This window comes from Mycobacterium sp. 852002-51961_SCH5331710 (assembly GCF_001665535.1).
Lineage (GTDB): Bacteria > Actinomycetota > Actinomycetes > Mycobacteriales > Mycobacteriaceae > Mycobacterium.
The window spans coordinates 55,508-71,199 of the sequence record NZ_LZSQ01000090.1; the positions used below are offsets into that span (position 1 = coordinate 55,508).

At 67.4% G+C, this 15,692-nt stretch carries 17 protein-coding genes and 1 tRNA gene; 5 read left to right on the top strand and 13 right to left on the bottom strand.

Translation table 11 applies throughout. From position 1 onward, the window contains the following. The first annotated feature begins 71 nt into the window (after window positions 1-71). A complete protein-coding gene (locus A5752_RS15790; protein WP_067087333.1) occupies window positions 72-488 on the top strand; it encodes a hypothetical protein in 417 nt (138 codons plus the stop codon). Then, window positions 470-1,090 (top strand): GNAT family N-acetyltransferase, encoded by a 621-nt coding sequence (locus tag A5752_RS15795; protein ID WP_067087336.1) that lies wholly within the window; start codon window positions 470-472, stop codon window positions 1,088-1,090. The genes A5752_RS15790 and A5752_RS15795 overlap by 19 nt, the downstream gene beginning before the upstream one ends. Window positions 1,091-1,172: 82 nt before the next feature. Here A5752_RS15795 and A5752_RS15800 read toward each other — a convergent pair whose 3' ends face one another. The 4 genes from A5752_RS15800 to A5752_RS15815 all read right to left on the bottom strand — a co-directional run bounded on the left by A5752_RS15800 (window position 1,173) and on the right by A5752_RS15815 (window position 5,376). Then, the gene (locus A5752_RS15800) at window positions 1,173-1,622 is read right to left on the bottom strand and encodes an Hsp20/alpha crystallin family protein (protein WP_067087341.1); all 450 of its coding nucleotides are present in this window, start codon (window positions 1,620-1,622) and stop codon (window positions 1,173-1,175) included. A 111-nt stretch (window positions 1,623-1,733) separates the two neighbouring features. Continuing rightward, window positions 1,734-2,600, bottom strand: coding sequence for a winged helix-turn-helix transcriptional regulator (locus A5752_RS15805; RefSeq protein WP_067087437.1), 867 nt, complete (start codon window positions 2,598-2,600; stop codon window positions 1,734-1,736). Window positions 2,601-2,633: 33 nt separating this feature from the next. Continuing rightward, window positions 2,634-4,160: a carotenoid oxygenase family protein gene (locus tag A5752_RS15810; protein ID WP_067087343.1), complete on the bottom strand. Its 1,527-nt coding sequence runs from the start codon at window positions 4,158-4,160 to the stop codon at window positions 2,634-2,636. Between the two features lies 1 nt (window position 4,161). Beyond that, window positions 4,162-5,376, bottom strand: a complete 1,215-nt coding sequence (locus A5752_RS15815; RefSeq protein WP_067087346.1) for an acetyl-CoA acetyltransferase — start codon at window positions 5,374-5,376, stop codon at window positions 4,162-4,164. A gap of 200 nt (window positions 5,377-5,576) precedes the next feature. Here A5752_RS15815 and A5752_RS15820 point away from each other — a divergent pair, with 200 nt between their 5' ends. After that, the gene (locus tag A5752_RS15820) at window positions 5,577-6,266 is read left to right on the top strand and encodes a GAF and ANTAR domain-containing protein (RefSeq protein ID WP_067087348.1); all 690 of its coding nucleotides are present in this window, start codon (window positions 5,577-5,579) and stop codon (window positions 6,264-6,266) included. A 48-nt stretch (window positions 6,267-6,314) separates the two neighbouring features. On the opposite strand, the gene A5752_RS15825 is transcribed toward A5752_RS15820, so the two are convergent. Further along, window positions 6,315-6,387: transfer RNA gene (locus tag A5752_RS15825), tRNA-Arg, on the bottom strand. Between the two features lie 153 nt (window positions 6,388-6,540). Between A5752_RS15825 and A5752_RS15830 the strand changes: the two genes are divergently transcribed. Then, window positions 6,541-8,502, top strand: a complete 1,962-nt coding sequence (locus A5752_RS15830) for a flavin-containing monooxygenase (RefSeq protein ID WP_067087351.1) — start codon at window positions 6,541-6,543, stop codon at window positions 8,500-8,502. On the opposite strand, the gene A5752_RS15835 is transcribed toward A5752_RS15830, so the two are convergent. Next, window positions 8,497-9,315, bottom strand: a complete 819-nt coding sequence (locus tag A5752_RS15835; protein WP_067087354.1) for an LLM class F420-dependent oxidoreductase — start codon at window positions 9,313-9,315, stop codon at window positions 8,497-8,499. The genes A5752_RS15830 and A5752_RS15835 overlap by 6 nt on opposite strands. Before the next feature lie 181 nt (window positions 9,316-9,496). Here A5752_RS15835 and A5752_RS15840 point away from each other — a divergent pair, with 181 nt between their 5' ends. Next, window positions 9,497-10,597 carry a glutamate--cysteine ligase 2 gene (locus A5752_RS15840; RefSeq protein WP_067087357.1) on the top strand — a complete coding sequence of 367 codons (1,101 nt, stop codon included), beginning with the start codon at window positions 9,497-9,499 and terminating at the stop codon, window positions 10,595-10,597. A gap of 9 nt (window positions 10,598-10,606) precedes the next feature. On the opposite strand, the gene A5752_RS15845 is transcribed toward A5752_RS15840, so the two are convergent. The 7 genes from A5752_RS15845 to A5752_RS15875 form a co-directional block, all read right to left on the bottom strand. After that, window positions 10,607-11,329, bottom strand: coding sequence for an anti-sigma factor (locus tag A5752_RS15845; protein ID WP_067087360.1), 723 nt, complete (start codon window positions 11,327-11,329; stop codon window positions 10,607-10,609). Further along, complete coding sequence (locus A5752_RS15850) at window positions 11,326-11,919, bottom strand: sigma-70 family RNA polymerase sigma factor (protein WP_082963914.1); 594 nt, start codon at window positions 11,917-11,919, stop codon at window positions 11,326-11,328. The genes A5752_RS15845 and A5752_RS15850 overlap by 4 nt, the downstream gene beginning before the upstream one ends. Further along, window positions 11,910-12,677, bottom strand: coding sequence for a DUF1365 domain-containing protein (locus tag A5752_RS15855; RefSeq protein WP_067087366.1), 768 nt, complete (start codon window positions 12,675-12,677; stop codon window positions 11,910-11,912). Before A5752_RS15855 ends, A5752_RS15850 begins: the two co-directional genes overlap by 10 nt. A 39-nt stretch (window positions 12,678-12,716) precedes the next feature. Then, window positions 12,717-13,778 (bottom strand): poly-gamma-glutamate hydrolase family protein, encoded by a 1,062-nt coding sequence (locus A5752_RS15860; RefSeq protein ID WP_067087370.1) that lies wholly within the window; start codon window positions 13,776-13,778, stop codon window positions 12,717-12,719. After that, on the bottom strand, window positions 13,778-15,004 hold the full coding sequence (locus A5752_RS15865) for an Nramp family divalent metal transporter (protein ID WP_067087374.1): 1,227 nt from the start codon (window positions 15,002-15,004) through the stop codon (window positions 13,778-13,780). Before A5752_RS15865 ends, A5752_RS15860 begins: the two co-directional genes overlap by 1 nt. 76 nt (window positions 15,005-15,080) lie before the next feature. After that, window positions 15,081-15,323: a hypothetical protein gene (locus A5752_RS15870; protein WP_067087377.1), complete on the bottom strand. Its 243-nt coding sequence runs from the start codon at window positions 15,321-15,323 to the stop codon at window positions 15,081-15,083. Window positions 15,324-15,411: 88 nt separating this feature from the next. Then, window positions 15,412-15,681: a hypothetical protein gene (locus A5752_RS15875; RefSeq protein ID WP_067087379.1), complete on the bottom strand. Its 270-nt coding sequence runs from the start codon at window positions 15,679-15,681 to the stop codon at window positions 15,412-15,414. Between the last annotated feature and the right edge of the window lie 11 nt (window positions 15,682-15,692).

Sequence of the window (15,692 nt, forward strand, 5' to 3'; positions counted from 1 at the left end):
CCTGCCTTTTCGGTGTCGGACACTCAAGACTAGAGACCGTTGCGGCGCGATCCAGCCGATAGGCTCGTGGCATGCCGCGCGTGCGCCCCGGATGGCTGGTCGCCCTGTGCGGGGCGATTGTCTCCGTGAGCGGATGGCTGCCGTGGTTGACCGCGAACGGCGGTCGGGTCAGTGCGATCGGTGGAATCTTCGGTGACCTGCCCGCGCCGAAGCCGGGCTTCGGGGTGGGCCAGCTGATCGTGCTGCTGGCGTCGTTATTGATCGTCGCGGGGGCGATGTCGGCCCGCGGCTTCTCGGCTCGCCTCGCATCGACTGCCGCGCTGGCGATTTCGGTTCTGTTGGTGGTGCTGGCCGTGTGGTATTACCGGCTCTACGTGTACTCGCCCGTGTCCGCGGGTTACGGGCTCTACATCGGCGCTGCCATGGCCGTGGTCGCGGCCGTCCTGTCGGTCTGGGCGATGGTGACCTCGTGGGCGACGGTCGGGTAGACGGCGGAAGCGGTTTCGTCCAGCCGGTCGGTTTGACCGGCGACCGCTGGGTGACCCTGGAACCGCTGCGCCGAGAGCATGTCTCGGAGATCGCGGCGGTCGCCGCCGACGGTGAGCTCGGCCGGCTGTGGTTCACCGCAGCGCCCGCACCGGAAGACGTCGAGCGGTGGGTGGACGCCCGATTGGCGGTGCAGGCACCCGACACCGGGTTGACGTTCGTGGTGCGGCGTCACGACGGGACTCTGGTGGGGTCGTCGAGCTACATGGCCGTCGACGCACCCAACCGGCGGCTCGAGATCGGCAACACGTGGTACGTGGCCTCGGCGAGGCGCAGCGGCGTCAACTCCGAGACCAAGCTGCTGATGCTCGGCCATGCGTTCGACGAACTCGGTTGTGTCGCAGTCGAGTTCCGTACTCACTTCTTCAACATGGCCAGCCGTGCGGCCATCGAGCGGCTCGGCGCCAAACTGGACGGGATCCTGCGCAGCCACCAGGTGCTGCCCGACGGGTCGCGCCGCGACACGGTCGTGTACTCGATCCTTGACGTCGAATGGCCGGCCGTGCGAAACAACCTGCAGTACCGGTTGAACCGTCACGCGTGACGCGCGGAGACGCGCCGAGACAGCGGTCAGATCGCAGAACCGGACGGGAACGCGATCTGACCGCAGTCTCGACTAGGTGCGGTTACCCGGCTTCGACGGTCGTGGTCTCGATCGACTTCTGGCCGCCGCCGTGGGCGACGTCGATCTTGCGCGGCTTCGCGCGCTCGGCCATCGGGATGGTCACGGACAGCACGCCGTTCTCGTAGGTGGCCGAGATCTTCGACGCGTCAATGCCTTCGCCAAGGCTCAGCTGCCTGCGGTAGGTGCCGAAGAATCGCTCGTTGGCCAGCCACTGCACCCCGTCATCCGAGCGTGCCGTGCGGTGTGCGGAGATGGTCAGAGTGCCGTTGTCGACGCTGACATCGACCGAACCGGGGTCGACGCCCGGGAGATCGGCGGTCAGTAGGTAGTGGTCATCGACCTTGCAGAGGTCCATCGGCATGAACCGGGGTGAACGGTTTGATCCGGTCTGATTCGTCAGCAGACCCCGGGTCAGAGCATCTAGTTCGGTGAACGGATCAAAGCGAAGCACAGCAATTCACCTCCTACGTATCTCAGAGCCCGCCACCCTGGCGGGCAGCCAAATCACTGTGCGCACCAGCGAGTTTAGCACTCTCACTATGAGAGTGCTAGCACAAATTCTTCACGAATTCGGAACCATCGAGACCTGTGCGCCGGCCAGCCCCCGGCCACATTGATCGCACGCGAAGACGGCGGTGAAGGGGTCGCCGCACGTGGTGTGTGTCAGCAGGACGGCGGGCCCCTCGGGGTCCGGGAACCACCGCTGGGCCCACTGCAGCGCAGAGATCAGCACCGGGAACAGCGCGCGACCCTTCTCGGTCAGGTCGTACCGGTTGCCGGTGTCGATGAGCACGCCGTTGGCGGTGAAGATCGCCAACCGGTCGGCGATAGACCCAGGCGGCGCGCCGAGCTGGACCTGAAAGTCGGTGAACCGTCGTACGCCGACGAACGCCGCGACCAGCAGCGCGAAGCCCCAGCGGTTGCCCATGACGCTCATCGTCTGCGGGAAGAGGCCGGCCGCGGCGTGCTGGTCGGACTCCGAGCGTCGACGCGTCGGCGCCGCGGCGGGAACAGATCGCTCCCACGATCCGCTCGGACCCCACTGCGGGACAACATCTTTGTCGTCGGCCCGCTCGCCGCAGGAACGGCAGACCACCACCGGGGCGAAGTCGGCGCCGCACGCGGCGTGGCGCATGGCGGGTAACGGCTCGGCGTGATCGGGGACCCAGTGGCGTTCCCACTCCCAGATCGAGAGCAGCACCGGCCACAGCGACCGACCACGGGGCGTTCCGGTGTACTCGAAACGTTGTGGCCGGTCCTGGTATTGACGCCGCTCGAGCAGTCCCGCGGTAGTCAGCGTTCGCAGCCGCGCGGTCAGCACCGAGTTCGAGATCGGCAGCCGGGCCTTGAAATCCCCGAACCGTGTCGCGCCCAGCAGCGACTGCTGCATGACGAGCAGCGTCCACTCGTCTCCGAGCAGCCCGAGCATGCGGGCAACGGCGTTCGGGTCGGGTGCGGGCACCTAGAGGCCGACGGCCTCGGCTGCCGAATCGGTCTCCCGCCACCGCCGCAACTCCGACCCGGCGGCCCACGTGGAGTGCGTACCGCTCGAGACCCGTTCCGGCAGAGGAAGTTTACAGACGGGACCGTCGGCGACCCTGGCGGCGTCGAACACCAGGCAGTAGGAGGCGTCGGCGTTCATGTCCGTCGTGAGCGTGACGAGGTATCCGTCGTCCTCGGCGATCGCCCCCGGTCGCGACGCCATCGCGGTCTCGCTGCCGTACACCCCGTCGGGGAAGCTGAACCGTTGTTCGGCGCCGGTGTCCAGGTCGTGCTTGACCAATCCGTCGAACAGGAACCAACCCGGCTTGCCGGTGGCCGCGTATGTGTAGCGGTAGGGGAGACCGGCGAAACCGCCGTTGATCATGCCGAATTCGGTGATCGTGTCGGTCAGCTGTTCCTCGGTGGTCTGTCCGGTGACGAGGTTGAACCGCCAGCGGTGCAGCCGTGTCTGCAGCCGGTCGAGCGCCAGGAATCGGAAGGCCCGCTGCCACTTGTCGCCGGCCCTGGTGTCGACGGGCGACGGGTCACCTTGGAAGAAGCCGTCGAGGACGATTTCGTCCCCGTCCTCGTACGCGTTGGTGAAGTGCAGCACGAACGTCGGATCCGCCTCGAACCACCGGATGTCGGAAGGGCCACCGCGGCGGGGGATCACGGCGAACCGCGACGGCATGTCCGGGTGGAAACCCGGGAAGTGGATGTCGGCTTCGAGCAACTTCGGATCCCAGAACATGGGGAAGTCGTTGAGGATCGCGTAGTTCTCGGTGAACGCCATGTCGTGCGGTAGCCGCGGACCGGGCAGCGGTACATCGGTGAGGTGGACGAGGTTGTTGTCCTCGTCAACGACGCCGTAGCGCATATACGGGTCCTGCTTGCTGTAGGAGAAGAACAGCAGCTCGCCGGTGCGATCGTCGACCTTGGGGTGCGCCGAAACGCCCCAATCCACGGGGAACTTGCCCCGCCAGTCCTCCTTGCCAAGGGTGTCGCCGGTGAACGGGTCGACGCGGTATAGGTCGCCGCACTGGTAGTGGCTGGTGAGCGCGACGCCGCGGTGCACGAGGACGTCGGTGCTCGACGCGTCCTTCATCAAAGTGCGTGCGCCCCAGCCGTAATCACGCTTGGCCAGTTGGATCGGCTCTGCCAGCCCGGGCCACAGCGGCCCGCCGGCGTCGTTTTCCTCGATGAAACCGTCGGTACGGACGAACCGGTTGCGGTAGAACGCTTTTCCGTCGCGGAAGCCGACCACGTGCACCATGCCGTCCCCGTCGAACGGGTGGTAGAACTTCAGCGCCGGATGGAGCGGGTTCTCCGTGTTGCGCAGGTAGACGCCGTCGAGGTCGGCCGGGATCTCGCCCTCGACAGGCTGGAGGTCGTCGGCGTCCCACTCGGTGTTCTGCGGGCGCCACGGCCCGGTGCGGTACGGATGGTCGTCGTCGTCCGGAAGTGTCGTCAGGTATTTGCCGACGATCTCCACATTCGCGCTGCCCATGTCATGCCTTCCCGACGATGAAACTGATGGTGGTGGCGGTGCTGCCGCCGAAGTTCAAGGTGCCGAACGTGTTTGCGCCCTCGACCTGATAGTCCTCCGCGGTTCCGCTGACCTGTTTGGCCGCGTCCAGCAGCATGCGCACCCCGGAGGCGCCGACCGGGTGTCCGCCGCCGATCAGGCCGCCGCTCGGATTGATCGGTAGACGCCCACCGATCTCGATTTCGCCGTTCTCGATGGCCTTCCATGACTCGCCGGGCCCGGTGAGTCCGAGGTGGTCGATCGCGAGGTACTCGCTCGGGGTGAAGCAGTCGTGAACCTCGAACCCGTCGACGTCGTCGAGCGTGATGCGGGCGCGGTCGAAGGCATCGAGAACCGCACCTCGAACGTGTGGCAATACGTACGGATCGTCGGCCGCGCGATCGAATTTCTGCTGCAGCCCCAATCCGACCGTGCGGTGACCCCACCCGGCGATGCGGCCCAGCGGCCGCAGGTCCGGGTGGTCGCGGAGAAACCCGTTGGTGGCCAGCACTACGCCCGCTGCGCCGTCGGTGAGCTGACTGCAGTCGAAGCGGCGCAACCGGCCCTCCACGACCGGATTGGTGGCATCGTCATCGGTCAGGGGATCGGGGACAGACCAAGCGCGGGTCTGCGCATTCGGGTTCGCGCGGGCGTTGGCGAAGTTCAGCGATGCGATGGCGCGCAGGTGCGCCTCGTCGATGCCGTAGCGCCGGTCGTATTCGGCGGCCACCCGGTCGAACATATAAGGCCACATGAACTTGGCGTCGGCGCCCTCGTGCCCGGTCCAGGCGGCGGCTCCGAGGCGCCGCGAGCCCGTGTCACCGGGGACTGTCTTCTCCAGCTCGACTCCGAGCACCAGGGCTGACTGGTACGCCCCGGACCGAAGATCGGCGATGGCCGACAGGACGGCCACGCTGCCGGACGCGCAGGCTGCTTCGTGTCGTGCGGCCGGTGTGTCCCACAACCCCTCGTGCACCGAGGCGGGCATCGCCCCGAGATGGCCCTGAAAAGCGAACAGTTCGCCGAACGCGTTGCCGACGTGCACCACCCCGATGTTGGGAGCGTCCACCTTGGCCGCCGAGAGCGTCGACTCGACAACGTTCCTGGTCAGGTCCGCGTAGTCCAGACCTTCGCGGCTGAAGTTCCTGGCGAAGTCGCTCTGATAACCGCCGAGGATCCAGACATCGGATGCGTCCATGCCGATGACCGTACTACAACTAAGAGAGTGACCCTGCCTAAGTGGTGAAAGAGGGCGGCCCCGTCGGCTGCCTGTCTGAACCGACGAGACCTCAGCGCGAGTAACGGTCGACCGTCACCCGTGCTTCCACTCGACATGCCCGATGGGGCGAGCGGCAAACAATCGTGTAGTCGACGGCCCAAAAGGGAAGACTCCTCGGCATGACGCAGCCGCGTACCCATGAGCTGGCCGAGCGGATGGCCGAATTGGCGCGTGTGTCCGCTTCGCCGCGCACCGTCGATGACGTGCTGAACGACGTCACCGAGACGGCGTGTGAGCTGATACCGGGCGCGGAATCAGTCGGGGTGCTGCTGATCGGTAGAGGGGGCAAGTTCGAATCGGTTGCCGGGACCTCGGAGCTGCCGCACACGCTCGACGAAATCCAGATGCAATTCAGCGAGGGACCGTGCGTGGAGGCGGCCCTCAACGAGCTGATCCTGCGCACCGACGACTTCCGTAATGAGGATCGCTGGCCGTTGTATGCAGCCGCGGCGGTCGATCACGGCGTGCTCAGCGGGCTCTCGATCAAGCTCTACACTGCCGACCGCACCGCAGGCGCCCTCAACATGTTCAGCTCGAAGGCGCACGCCTTCGACGCCGAAGACGAAGTCATCGGCACCGTCCTGGCCGCCCATGCAGCTGCGGCGATACTGGCCAGCCGGCAGGGCGAGCAGCTGCAGTCGGCGATGGCCACCAGGGACCGTATCGGCCAGGCCAAGGGCATCATCATGGAGCGTTATGGCGTCGACGAGGTGCGCGCGTTCGAGATGCTCAAACAACTCTCGCAGGACAGCAACGTCAAACTCGCCGACGTCGCGCAGCGCGTCATCGATACGCGCAGCGGCGTCTGAGCATCGGCCCAGCTCGTCGGCATCAACCGCAGTAATACACACACAAAGTGCCCCCGGCAGGATTCGAACCTGCGACACCGGCTTTAGGAGAGCCGTGCTCTATCCCCTGAGCTACGAGGGCGGACCGCTGGCAGCTTACCGGCTGGCACCCGCTAGCAGCGCGGACCAGTCGTGCCGGGCGCGACGCGCCAAACGACACTGCGGGAAGTCCACGTCGATTACGCTACTGTTCGTTCCGTAATTGCAGAGACCATTGCGGTCAGGAGGATCTGTCGTGCGCAGTCGCTACGCGGGCATGCCGTTCACGACGTCGACCGCCGAAATTCAGCGGGCACTCGAGGACGTCAGCGTTCCCACGCTGTTGCTCAGCCTCGTGCACATCACCGGCGACACCCGCTTCATCCGCGACTACGCCCAGGCCGGGTTGTTCCTCAACGAGGTTCAGGGCTTCATGTCCGAGGATGACAAGGCTCGGGCGCGAGCGGAAGCGCTCGACGTGATCACCGACTACCGCGACCGCGGCTGTCCCGAACCCGCGCGGCTCGATGCGTCCGTCGTCAAGCAGATGATGGATTGGGCCGCTTGCGAATCCGTCGGTGAGGAGTATCTGCCGCTGCTGACCGAGGAGCTCGATCTCGACGGCGCCGACCCTCGCCGACCCGAACCCCTCGACCCGGAGGCCGCGGCGAACCTACCCTTGCTCGTCATCGGTTGCGGTGAGTCCGGCCTGCTCGCTGCAATTCGGCTCAAGCAGGCCGGCCTGCCGTTCACGGTGGTCGAGAAGAACGCCGGGCCCGGCGGAACCTGGTGGGAGAACAGCTATCCCGGCGCCCGCGTCGACGTGGCCAACCACTTCTACTGCTACAGCTTCGAACCCAGCAACAACTGGAGCCACTACTTCGCCGAGCAGCCGGAGCTGCGGCAGTACTTCGTCGACGTAATGAACAAGCACGGCGTCGGCGAGCACGTCCGCTGGGAGACCGAGGTGGTCTCGGCCGAGTGGGACGACGGACCCGGCACATGGACCGTCGCGCTGCGCGCCAAGGATGGCCGGATCTCGCGGGTGACCGTGCGCGCGATCATCAGCGCGGTCGGCCAGCTCAACCGCCCCCAGGTTCCCGACATCGACGGCGCAGACACCTTCGGCGGTCCGGCGTTTCACTCGGCCGCGTGGAACCACGCCGTCGACGTGACCGGCCGACACGTCGCGCTGATCGGCGCGGGCGCAAGCGGATTCCAGATCGCACCTGCGATCGCCGACCGGGTTGAGCACCTCGACGTCTACCAGCGCACCGCGCAATGGATGTTCCCGAACCCGATGTACCACGAGGAAGTCGGCGACGGCACCCGCTGGGCGATGGAGCACCTGCCGTTCTACAGCCGCTGGTACCGATTCCTACTGCTGTGGCCCGGCGCCGACAAAGGGCTGGACGCCGCCCGTGTCGATCCCGCATACCAGCAAGGCGATTACGCGGTCAGCGACATCAACGCCGCCGCGCGGATGATGTTCACCGACTGGATCACCAGTCAGGTCGACGGTGACGACGAACTGCAAGCCAAGGTCCTGCCCGACTATCCCGCAACGGGTAAACGCACGCTGCAGGACGACGGCACCTGGTTGCGAACGTTGAAGCGGGACGACGTCGAGTTGATTCGCACACCGATCGATCGGATCACGCCGACGGGCGTGGTGACCGCTGATGGCCGTGAGCGGCGTGCCGATGTGATCGTGTACGCCACCGGTTTTCGGGCCACCGAGGTGCTGTGGCCGCTTCGGATCACCGGCCGCGACGGTGACGGCAATCCGATCGACCTGCGGGACGTCTGGGGTGACCGCCCGTTCGCGTATCGGGGGATCATGGTTCCCGGCTTCCCGAACTTCTTCCTCACCTACGGCCCCGGCACCCATCTCGCGCACGGCGGCAGCCTGATCTTCAACTCCGAATTGCAGATGCGCTATATCGGACAGTGTCTGGACGCGCTGGCCGACGGGCTTCACTCGATCGAACCGAAGGTCGACGCGACCGAAGAGTGGCGCCGCAGGTCGCAGGAGGCGATCAAGATGACCGTCTGGTCGCACCCGTCGATCGAGCACTCGTACTTCAAGAACGCCCGCGGCGAAATCCACACCGTCAGCCCGTGGAAGCTCTACGAGTATCACGACGCGGTGCGCGAACCGGAATGGTCGGACTTCGAGTTGAGGTCCGCCGATACCGCTGTGGCTCAACCGTTATAGCTCGGCGATCACCTTCGCGAACGGCTCCGCATGCAACTGCTGGACCGTGATGTAGCTGACTCCGTACGTGTCGCGGTAATGGCGCAACGTGTCGGCGATCTCGCTCGTCGACCCGGACAGCACCGCCGGCGTCGCCAGCAGCTCCTCCTCAGACAGGTGTGGTAGGAACCGCCGGGTGATCGACAGGTCGGGCCTGCCGGAATCGTCGGTCGGCATGGCCGTGACGGCGATGTTGAGTTCGAGATCGTCGAACCGGTCTCCGGCGGCGTCGCGCACGAACGCGATGCGGTCGGCGAGCGGATCGGATGTCGCGGTGATCGGGGCGCCGCCCGTCAGCCCGATGATGTCGGCGCGCTGTGCGGCCAGCGTCAGCAGCTTGTCACCGTTGCCCGCGATCAGGATCGGCACATCGGGTGCGTGCTCTGCCATGTGTTCGGTGACATGACCCAACCAGTCCACGCGTTGGCCGGCGGTGGGGTAGGGCAGCTCCGCCTGTTCGAACTCCTCCTTGACGTAGCCGGCTCCGAGCCCGAGGTCGAAGCGTCCCCCGCTCAGGTCGCGCAGCGTGGTCACCTCGCGCGCGAGCAGGGCGGGCCGATAGAAGCCGGCATTGAGCACGAAGGTGCCCACGCGGAGGCGCTCGGTGGCCATCGCCATCGCCGTCATCATCGGAAAGGGCGCCGTCGTGTAGAGGTGGTCGGCGACGTGCACGATGTCGTAGCCCATGTCCTCGGCGCGGCGCGCCCAGTCCTGCACTGACTTCTGACGGCGCGCGGCCTGCAGGCCCACACCGAACCGGAAGGGTTTGGTCACGAATCGATCGTAGGAGGATCGCAGGCCGGCAAAAGAATGTTTGGCACGCAGACGCGCTGGGCAATACATCTGCCGCCGACTTCGAATCACCGAAGTCCACTAGCCAAAGGACTTGCTGCCCCGATCCGGCCCGTCGTGAACTTTTCCGACGGGCCGGATCAATATTCCGACCCCCTCAGTTATGGCCACTCATCCCACCATCGGTGTCGAAGAAGAGTTTCTGCTCGCCGACCCGGCGACCGGTGAACCGGTCGCGCTCAACGAGGCCGTCGCGCGCGAGGCCGCCGACCGCGGTGTGAAGCTGCAACTCGAGCTGACCACCTGCCAGGTCGAAACCACCAGCGACGTGGTCGGCTCGACCCGAAGCCTGCACGAACAACTGCTTCGGCTGCGTCGCCTCTCCGCAGAGGCCGCACAGGCCGCCGGGGCTCAGCTGCTGGCGGTCGGACTGCCGCCGACGCTGCCGCAGGATTTCCCGATCACCGACACCCCGCGGTACCGCGAGATCGGCGACAAGTTCGGCATGATCGCCCACGAACAGGGCATCTGCGGTTGCCATGTCCACGTCGCGGTGCCCAGCCGGGAAGCCGCGGTCCGGGTCAGCAACCGGCTGCGACCCTGGCTGCCCAGCCTGCTCGCGCTGAGCGCCAACTCCGCGATCTACCGCAACTCCGACACCGGCTATGCCAGCTGGCGCAGCGTGCTGTGGGCGCGCTGGCCCAGCGCCGGTCCGCCGCCGCATTTCGACTCCGTCGACGAGTACGACGCGGTCGTGCAGATGCTGCAGCAAGCCGGCGCGATGCTCGACGACGGCATGGTCTATTGGGACGTGCGCCCGTCGAAGACCTTCCCGACGATCGAGGTGCGTGTCGCCGACGTGCCCGCGACGGCGGACGAGACCGTCCTGCTGGCCGCGTTGACCCGGGCCGCGGTGATGACCGCGCTGGAGGACGAGCGCAGCGGCGAGCCGACGCCGCCGCTGTCCGCGCACGCACTCAAGGCCGCGTACTGGAAGTCCGCGCGCGACGGCCTCGACGGCGATGCGGTGGACCTGATGGAAAGCCATCAGCGGGTGCCCGCGCGCGAGCTGCTCGATCGCCTCGTCGAGCACGTCCGGCCGGCGCTCGAGGCGGTGGGCGACTACGACCTTGTCACCGACGGGTTGCGCCGCGTCAGCGAAGACGGCAACGGCGCCATGCGTCAGCGGCGGGCGTGGCAACGCCGCGGCGATGTGCGCGACGTCGTCGCGGAGGCCGCTGAAGCGACGCTGGCGGGAACGTAGGCCAACGCCTCAGACCAGCGGGAGTTCGGCGAATGGCGCGCTGGTCGGCTCCGCCGAACCGCCCGGCGGTTCGACGGTGAACGCCAGGGTGCTGGAGTCGCCGAGATCGGGCAGCACCGCAGTGGTCGACGGTGCAACGGACTGCGGGTCCATCGTGCCCGCCGGGTGCGGACCGTCCGCGCCGACCAACCACATCTGGTAGACGGTGCCGGGTTGCGGCGGGGTGACGTTGTTCATCACCAGTACACCGGCGTCCTTCTCACGGGAGAACACCACCGTCGCGGTGCCGCCCCCCGGGATCTCGCCCGAGACGGTGCGCACATCGGGTGCGGCGAACACCTGCTCGGCGGTCGAGGGTTTGGGCGTCGGCCGCAGGGCCAGGCCGACACCGACCGCGCCGAGGCCCACCACGAGCACGGCCGCGGCGGCCAGCGCCGTCCTCTGCCACCGGGTGGGTCGCGGCCGCAACTGGCGTACCGGTTGCTCTCGTCCACCGCCGACCTCGGCAAGCACACGCTCCCGCAGGTGCGGCGGCGGTTCGGTTGCGGTCGAGGCCGAAACCACCGCCATGGCCTCGCGAACCTTGCGTACCTCGTCGGTGAATGCCTGCGCGACGGCCGGCGGGGCGGCCGCCACCCGGCGGTCGACGTCCTCGCGTTCCGTGTCGGACATCGCGTTCAGGGCGTAGGGCGCCGCCAGCGCGCCGAGGTCGGAATCCATGGGCTCGGTCATGCCATCCCCAAGCACTTGCGCAGACCGCGAAGTCCGTCGCGCATCCGCGATTTGATCGTGGCCAGGTTCGCCGACAGTCGCTCGGAGACCTGGGCGTAGGTCAGCCCGTCGTAGTAGGCCAATTGGATGCACTCCCGTTGCACATCGGTCAGCGAACCCAGGCAGTTGGCCACCTGGCGGCGTTCGTCGCGCATGATCACCGAGTCGGCGACGTGATCGGCGGGCGGTTCGACGGTGGCCGCGCCGTAACGATCCTCTCGCTGGGTGGCTGCCTGTTCGGACCGCACGCGGTCGACCGCGCGGCGGTGCGCGAGCGTCATCAACCACGCCAGCGGGGAGCCCGCCGCCGGGTCGTAGGCGTCCGCGGTGCGCCACACCTGCAGGTAGATGTCCTGCGTCGTCTCCTCGCTGTACCCAGGATCGCGCAGGACGCGCGACACCAGGCCGAACACGCGCGCCCGGGTGCGGTCGTAGAAGGTGGCGAATGCCTCGACGTCCTGTTCGGCGACCCGGCGAAGCAGTTCGTCGAGGTCCGTGGTCACCAGCGGTAGCCTAGCCACCCGACTCTGTACCGGCACGGTTATCGCGATCTGGCCGCGTGGCCAACGAAAGTCGGTGCCGGAGTGGCGGTTTCGCCGCGCCGATCGGCAGTGGAGGCGACGGGGACACGCCTCAGTCGCAGCGTCAGGTGTTGGAGCCGGTACTCCAGCGCGGTCATCAGGGGCGCCAGCGGAGCCAGCGCCTGCATCCGTAGCACCTCGGCGACGCTCGCGCGTCGGCGCGTGCCCCGCACCGTCGCGATGAACGCCGGTTCGCTGCCGCGGTGCAGCGACACCGTCACGTTCACCTCATCGCCCGGGTGCGGCGCGCGCACAAGGTAGTGACCGTCGGTGCCGTAAAACGGCGACACCCGCAGCTTCTTCGGCGCCATCGACGTACCGTCCGGGCTCGGCGGCAGCAGATAGGCGTGCCGTTCGCCGTGACGGTTGTGCATCTCCATCACGATGTGGCGCAGCACGCCCTCGCCGTCGTGGCACCAGTACAACGTGACCGGATTGAAGACATAGCCGGCGACTCGCGCCTGCAGCAGTGCGGTGACCCGCCCGCCGCCGAGGTCGACACCGCGGTCGAACAAGAACGCGTCGATGCGCTGCCGCAGCGTCTCGCCCGGGGCGCCTTCGAGATGGTCACGAGCGTCGAACCGCGCGAACGGGCGCAGCCACCGGGGGAGTCTCGGCAGCCGGTCGAGGTCGACGAGCCAGCTGTAGCCGTGATGCTCGAAATGGTGGTACACCGGCGCGCGCCGCAGGTGCGCCGTCCGGGTGCGGTACAGGTAGGAACCATCCACATAGCGGTATTCGGAGCCGCTCGCGCCGCGGATGGGTCCTCAGGCCGAGAGTCGTTCGCAGGAGTGCGCGGAGGCGACGAGCCCCTGGATCAACGCCGATGTGGCCGGCGTGAGCCCGTCGTCGCCGGGCAACTGGCTGCGTGGGCTGATACCCCGCACGCGCGGTGTCAGCTCGAGTTGTGCGCCACCCCCGCGGACGCGGTTGACCGGATTGTCGGGGTGCAGCCCGCGCAGTTCGCGAGGCATCGCATCGAGATCGGTGATGAGCTGGTAGCCAGGCACTTCGACGTGCATCGCGAGGTGTTCGGCGAGTGCGCGGTTGCGCCCGCCCACGAGCAATTGTGTGCTACGACCGATGCGGCCGTACCCGTGTAGTGACACCGCGACGTCGACGTGATCGAGGAACTCCGCGAGGCGTTCGGACTCCTGCGCCCGGTACAGCGCCGACGGCAGGTGATGCGGGTAGTGGTCGGGGTGGCGCACCACGTACAGCGAGGCGCCGGCGGCGTCGGCGGCGCGTTCGGCGATCACATCGGTCATCTGCTCCAGACCACCGCCGTGAATGGCCAGAAAGCCGAAGCGGGACCGCAGGATTCGCTCCTCGGCGATGCCGGGCTGCGCCAGGAGTTCCGAAAGCGACTCCGGGGCAGGCAGATCGGATTGAGCGGTGCGGCCCGGCCAGTGCGCCGGATCCCATCGCCTGAGGAACTCGATCCAGCGCTGCGGCAGTCCGTGGTGCAGGGCGCCGTCGATGATCCGCTCGAGGTACCCGGCCCGCGGCGGGCCCGGTTCGACGCGATGGTCGATGTAGACCCACGCATCGGCGGGCCCGTCGTCGGTGTGCACGGTGAGCCGGTCGCGACGGTAGCGCACCGGAACGCCTTCGGCGCTGTCGAGCACCGCCAGGTCGTGATCGCTGAGCTGCCACACCACGCCGTGCACCTCGGAACCGTCGAACGGCTCGACCGTCGCGACGCCGCGCTCGTTGATCAACCAGTCGTGGTCGGCAAGCCTCGCCGGCCGGGGATCGGCCGCATCGGGACACCGCAACGCCATCTGCGAGACGTTGAGGTTCGAGCCGTACGCGAAGTACGCGTGCATCAACCCGTCAGCGTCAGATAGATCAACACCACGTTCAAAAGGGTAATCAGGCCGGCGATGAGCCACCCGAGCGCGGTCGTCACCCGGTGATTGACGTCGTCGCCCATCAAAGCGCGGTCGCTGGTCAACCGCACCAACGGGATCAGCGCAAACGGAATCCCGAACGACAGCACCACCTGCGACAACACCAGCGCGCGGCTGGGGTCCAGGCCGATCGCCAGCACCGCCAACGCCGGCAACAGCGTCACGAGGCGGCGCAGCACCAACGGGATGGAGCGGTGCAGCAGGCCCTGCATGATCATCGCGCCGGCGTAAGCCCCGACCGACGATGACGCCAACCCCGAGGCGAGCAGCCCGATCGCGAACAGCAGGGCGATCGTCGGCCCGAGTGTCTCGTTGACCGCGGCGTGCGCCCCCTCGATCGAGTCGGTGTTCTCCTGACCGCGCAGGTTCGTCGCCGCGACCAGCACCATTGACAGGTTCACCGCGCCGGCGATGACCATCGCGATGCCGACGTCCCAGCGGGTGACGCGCAGCAGCATCCGCCGCATCGGGCCGGGATCGGGGTGGCCGTGCCGGTCACGGGCCAGGCCCGAATGGAGATACACCGCGTGCGGCATCACGGTCGCGCCCAGCATCGCCGCCGCGATCAATACGCTCTCTGCGCCAGCGAATTTCGGCACCAGCCCGGCGGCCGCTTCGTCGAGCGGCGGGTGAGCGACGAACAGGCTGGCGAGAAAGCCGACCGCGATGATCGCCAGCAGGCCGGTGATGACGCGTTCGAACGAGTTCTGGCCGCGGCGGTCCTTCACCATCAGCAACACCAGGGACACGACGCCTGTGATGATGCCGCCGACCAGCAGCGGCAGGTCGAACAGAAGGTGGAGCGCAATCGCGCCGCCGACGACCTCGGCGAGATCGGTTGCCATCGCGACCGTTTCGGCCTGCAGCCAGTAGGTCAGCCGGGCGCGGCGCCCCATTCGGTCGCCGACCGCTTCGGGCAGGGACATTCCGCTGACCAGGCCGAGCTTCGCGGAGAGGTACTGCACGATGCAGGCCATCGTGTTGGCCGCGACGATCACCCAGATCAGCAGGAAGCCGAATTGCGCGCCGGCGCTGACGTTCGCCGCGACGTTGCCGGGGTCGACGTAGGCGATGGCGGCCACGAACGCCGGTCCGAGTAGCAGCCAACTCGGCCGCAGTTTCACCTCGGTGTTTCCGGCCACCCCACCCTCTTTCTATCCGGAGCTGCGAATAGAAAAGTTAGGGTAGCCGAAACCCGTGCGGCCGTGGGGTAAGGGGTTACCTGTGCCAGCCGCCGAGCCCGATGACGAGACCGCCGCCGTACGGCCAACCCCAGTACGGGCTCGTCTGTACCGACGGTGACGTGACGATCTGCGAACTTCCGTTGGTCTGGCACTGCGTGGTGTTCGGGCCGATGTTGGTGCATTCGGGCGCGGCGCCCGCGATGGGTGCGACGAGGGAGAACGCGCAGACACCGCCGGCCGCGAAAAGCGGTGCGGCGTAACGCCTAAGAGCCTTCATGGTTGGCCTCCTCGGGCCAGGGCACTTCTATTCAGCGGCCGCTGGTCGGCGAGCGCTGCGAAAGATGTTGAGCGTCAGTCCCGAACGATCACGGGAAGAAGAAGCCGTCGCCTTCCCACATGCTGCCCCAGGGGCCGACGTACTCCTGCTGCGCGGGGGTCGCGTCGATGGAGACGTTGCCGGGCGTGGCGCACTCGGTGGTGGAACCGCCGATGGCCTGTGCGCCGCCGGTGTCGACACATTGCGGCAGCGTGGGATTGGGGGCCGGTTCGGCGGCGGCCAGCGGTGCCGCCGCAAGCGCTGCCGCGATGCCGCCTGCAGCGATCGCCGGAGCGAGATAACGAAGAGTGGTCCGCATAGGCACGTCCT

What these genes read in the sequence shown, in the direction of transcription:
- A5752_RS15860 (WP_067087370.1), bottom strand. Translation starts at nt 13,778, where the DNA reads ATGCACGCGTACTTCGCGTACGGCTCGAACCTCAACGTCTCGCAGATG.
- A5752_RS15840 (WP_067087357.1), top strand. Translation starts at nt 9,497, where the DNA reads ATGGCCACTCATCCCACCATCGGTGTCGAAGAAGAGTTTCTGCTCGCC.
- A5752_RS15870 (WP_067087377.1), bottom strand. Translation starts at nt 15,323, where the DNA reads ATGAAGGCTCTTAGGCGTTACGCCGCACCGCTTTTCGCGGCCGGCGGT.
- A5752_RS15875 (WP_067087379.1), bottom strand. Translation starts at nt 15,681, where the DNA reads ATGCGGACCACTCTTCGTTATCTCGCTCCGGCGATCGCTGCAGGCGGC.
- A5752_RS15810 (WP_067087343.1), bottom strand. Translation starts at nt 4,160, where the DNA reads ATGGGCAGCGCGAATGTGGAGATCGTCGGCAAATACCTGACGACACTT.
- A5752_RS15820 (WP_067087348.1), top strand. Translation starts at nt 5,577, where the DNA reads ATGACGCAGCCGCGTACCCATGAGCTGGCCGAGCGGATGGCCGAATTG.
- A5752_RS15815 (WP_067087346.1), bottom strand. Translation starts at nt 5,376, where the DNA reads ATGGACGCATCCGATGTCTGGATCCTCGGCGGTTATCAGAGCGACTTC.
- A5752_RS15845 (WP_067087360.1), bottom strand. Translation starts at nt 11,329, where the DNA reads ATGACCGAGCCCATGGATTCCGACCTCGGCGCGCTGGCGGCGCCCTAC.
- A5752_RS15790 (WP_067087333.1), top strand. Translation starts at nt 72, where the DNA reads ATGCCGCGCGTGCGCCCCGGATGGCTGGTCGCCCTGTGCGGGGCGATT.
- A5752_RS15805 (WP_067087437.1), bottom strand. Translation starts at nt 2,600, where the DNA reads ATGCTCGGGCTGCTCGGAGACGAGTGGACGCTGCTCGTCATGCAGCAG.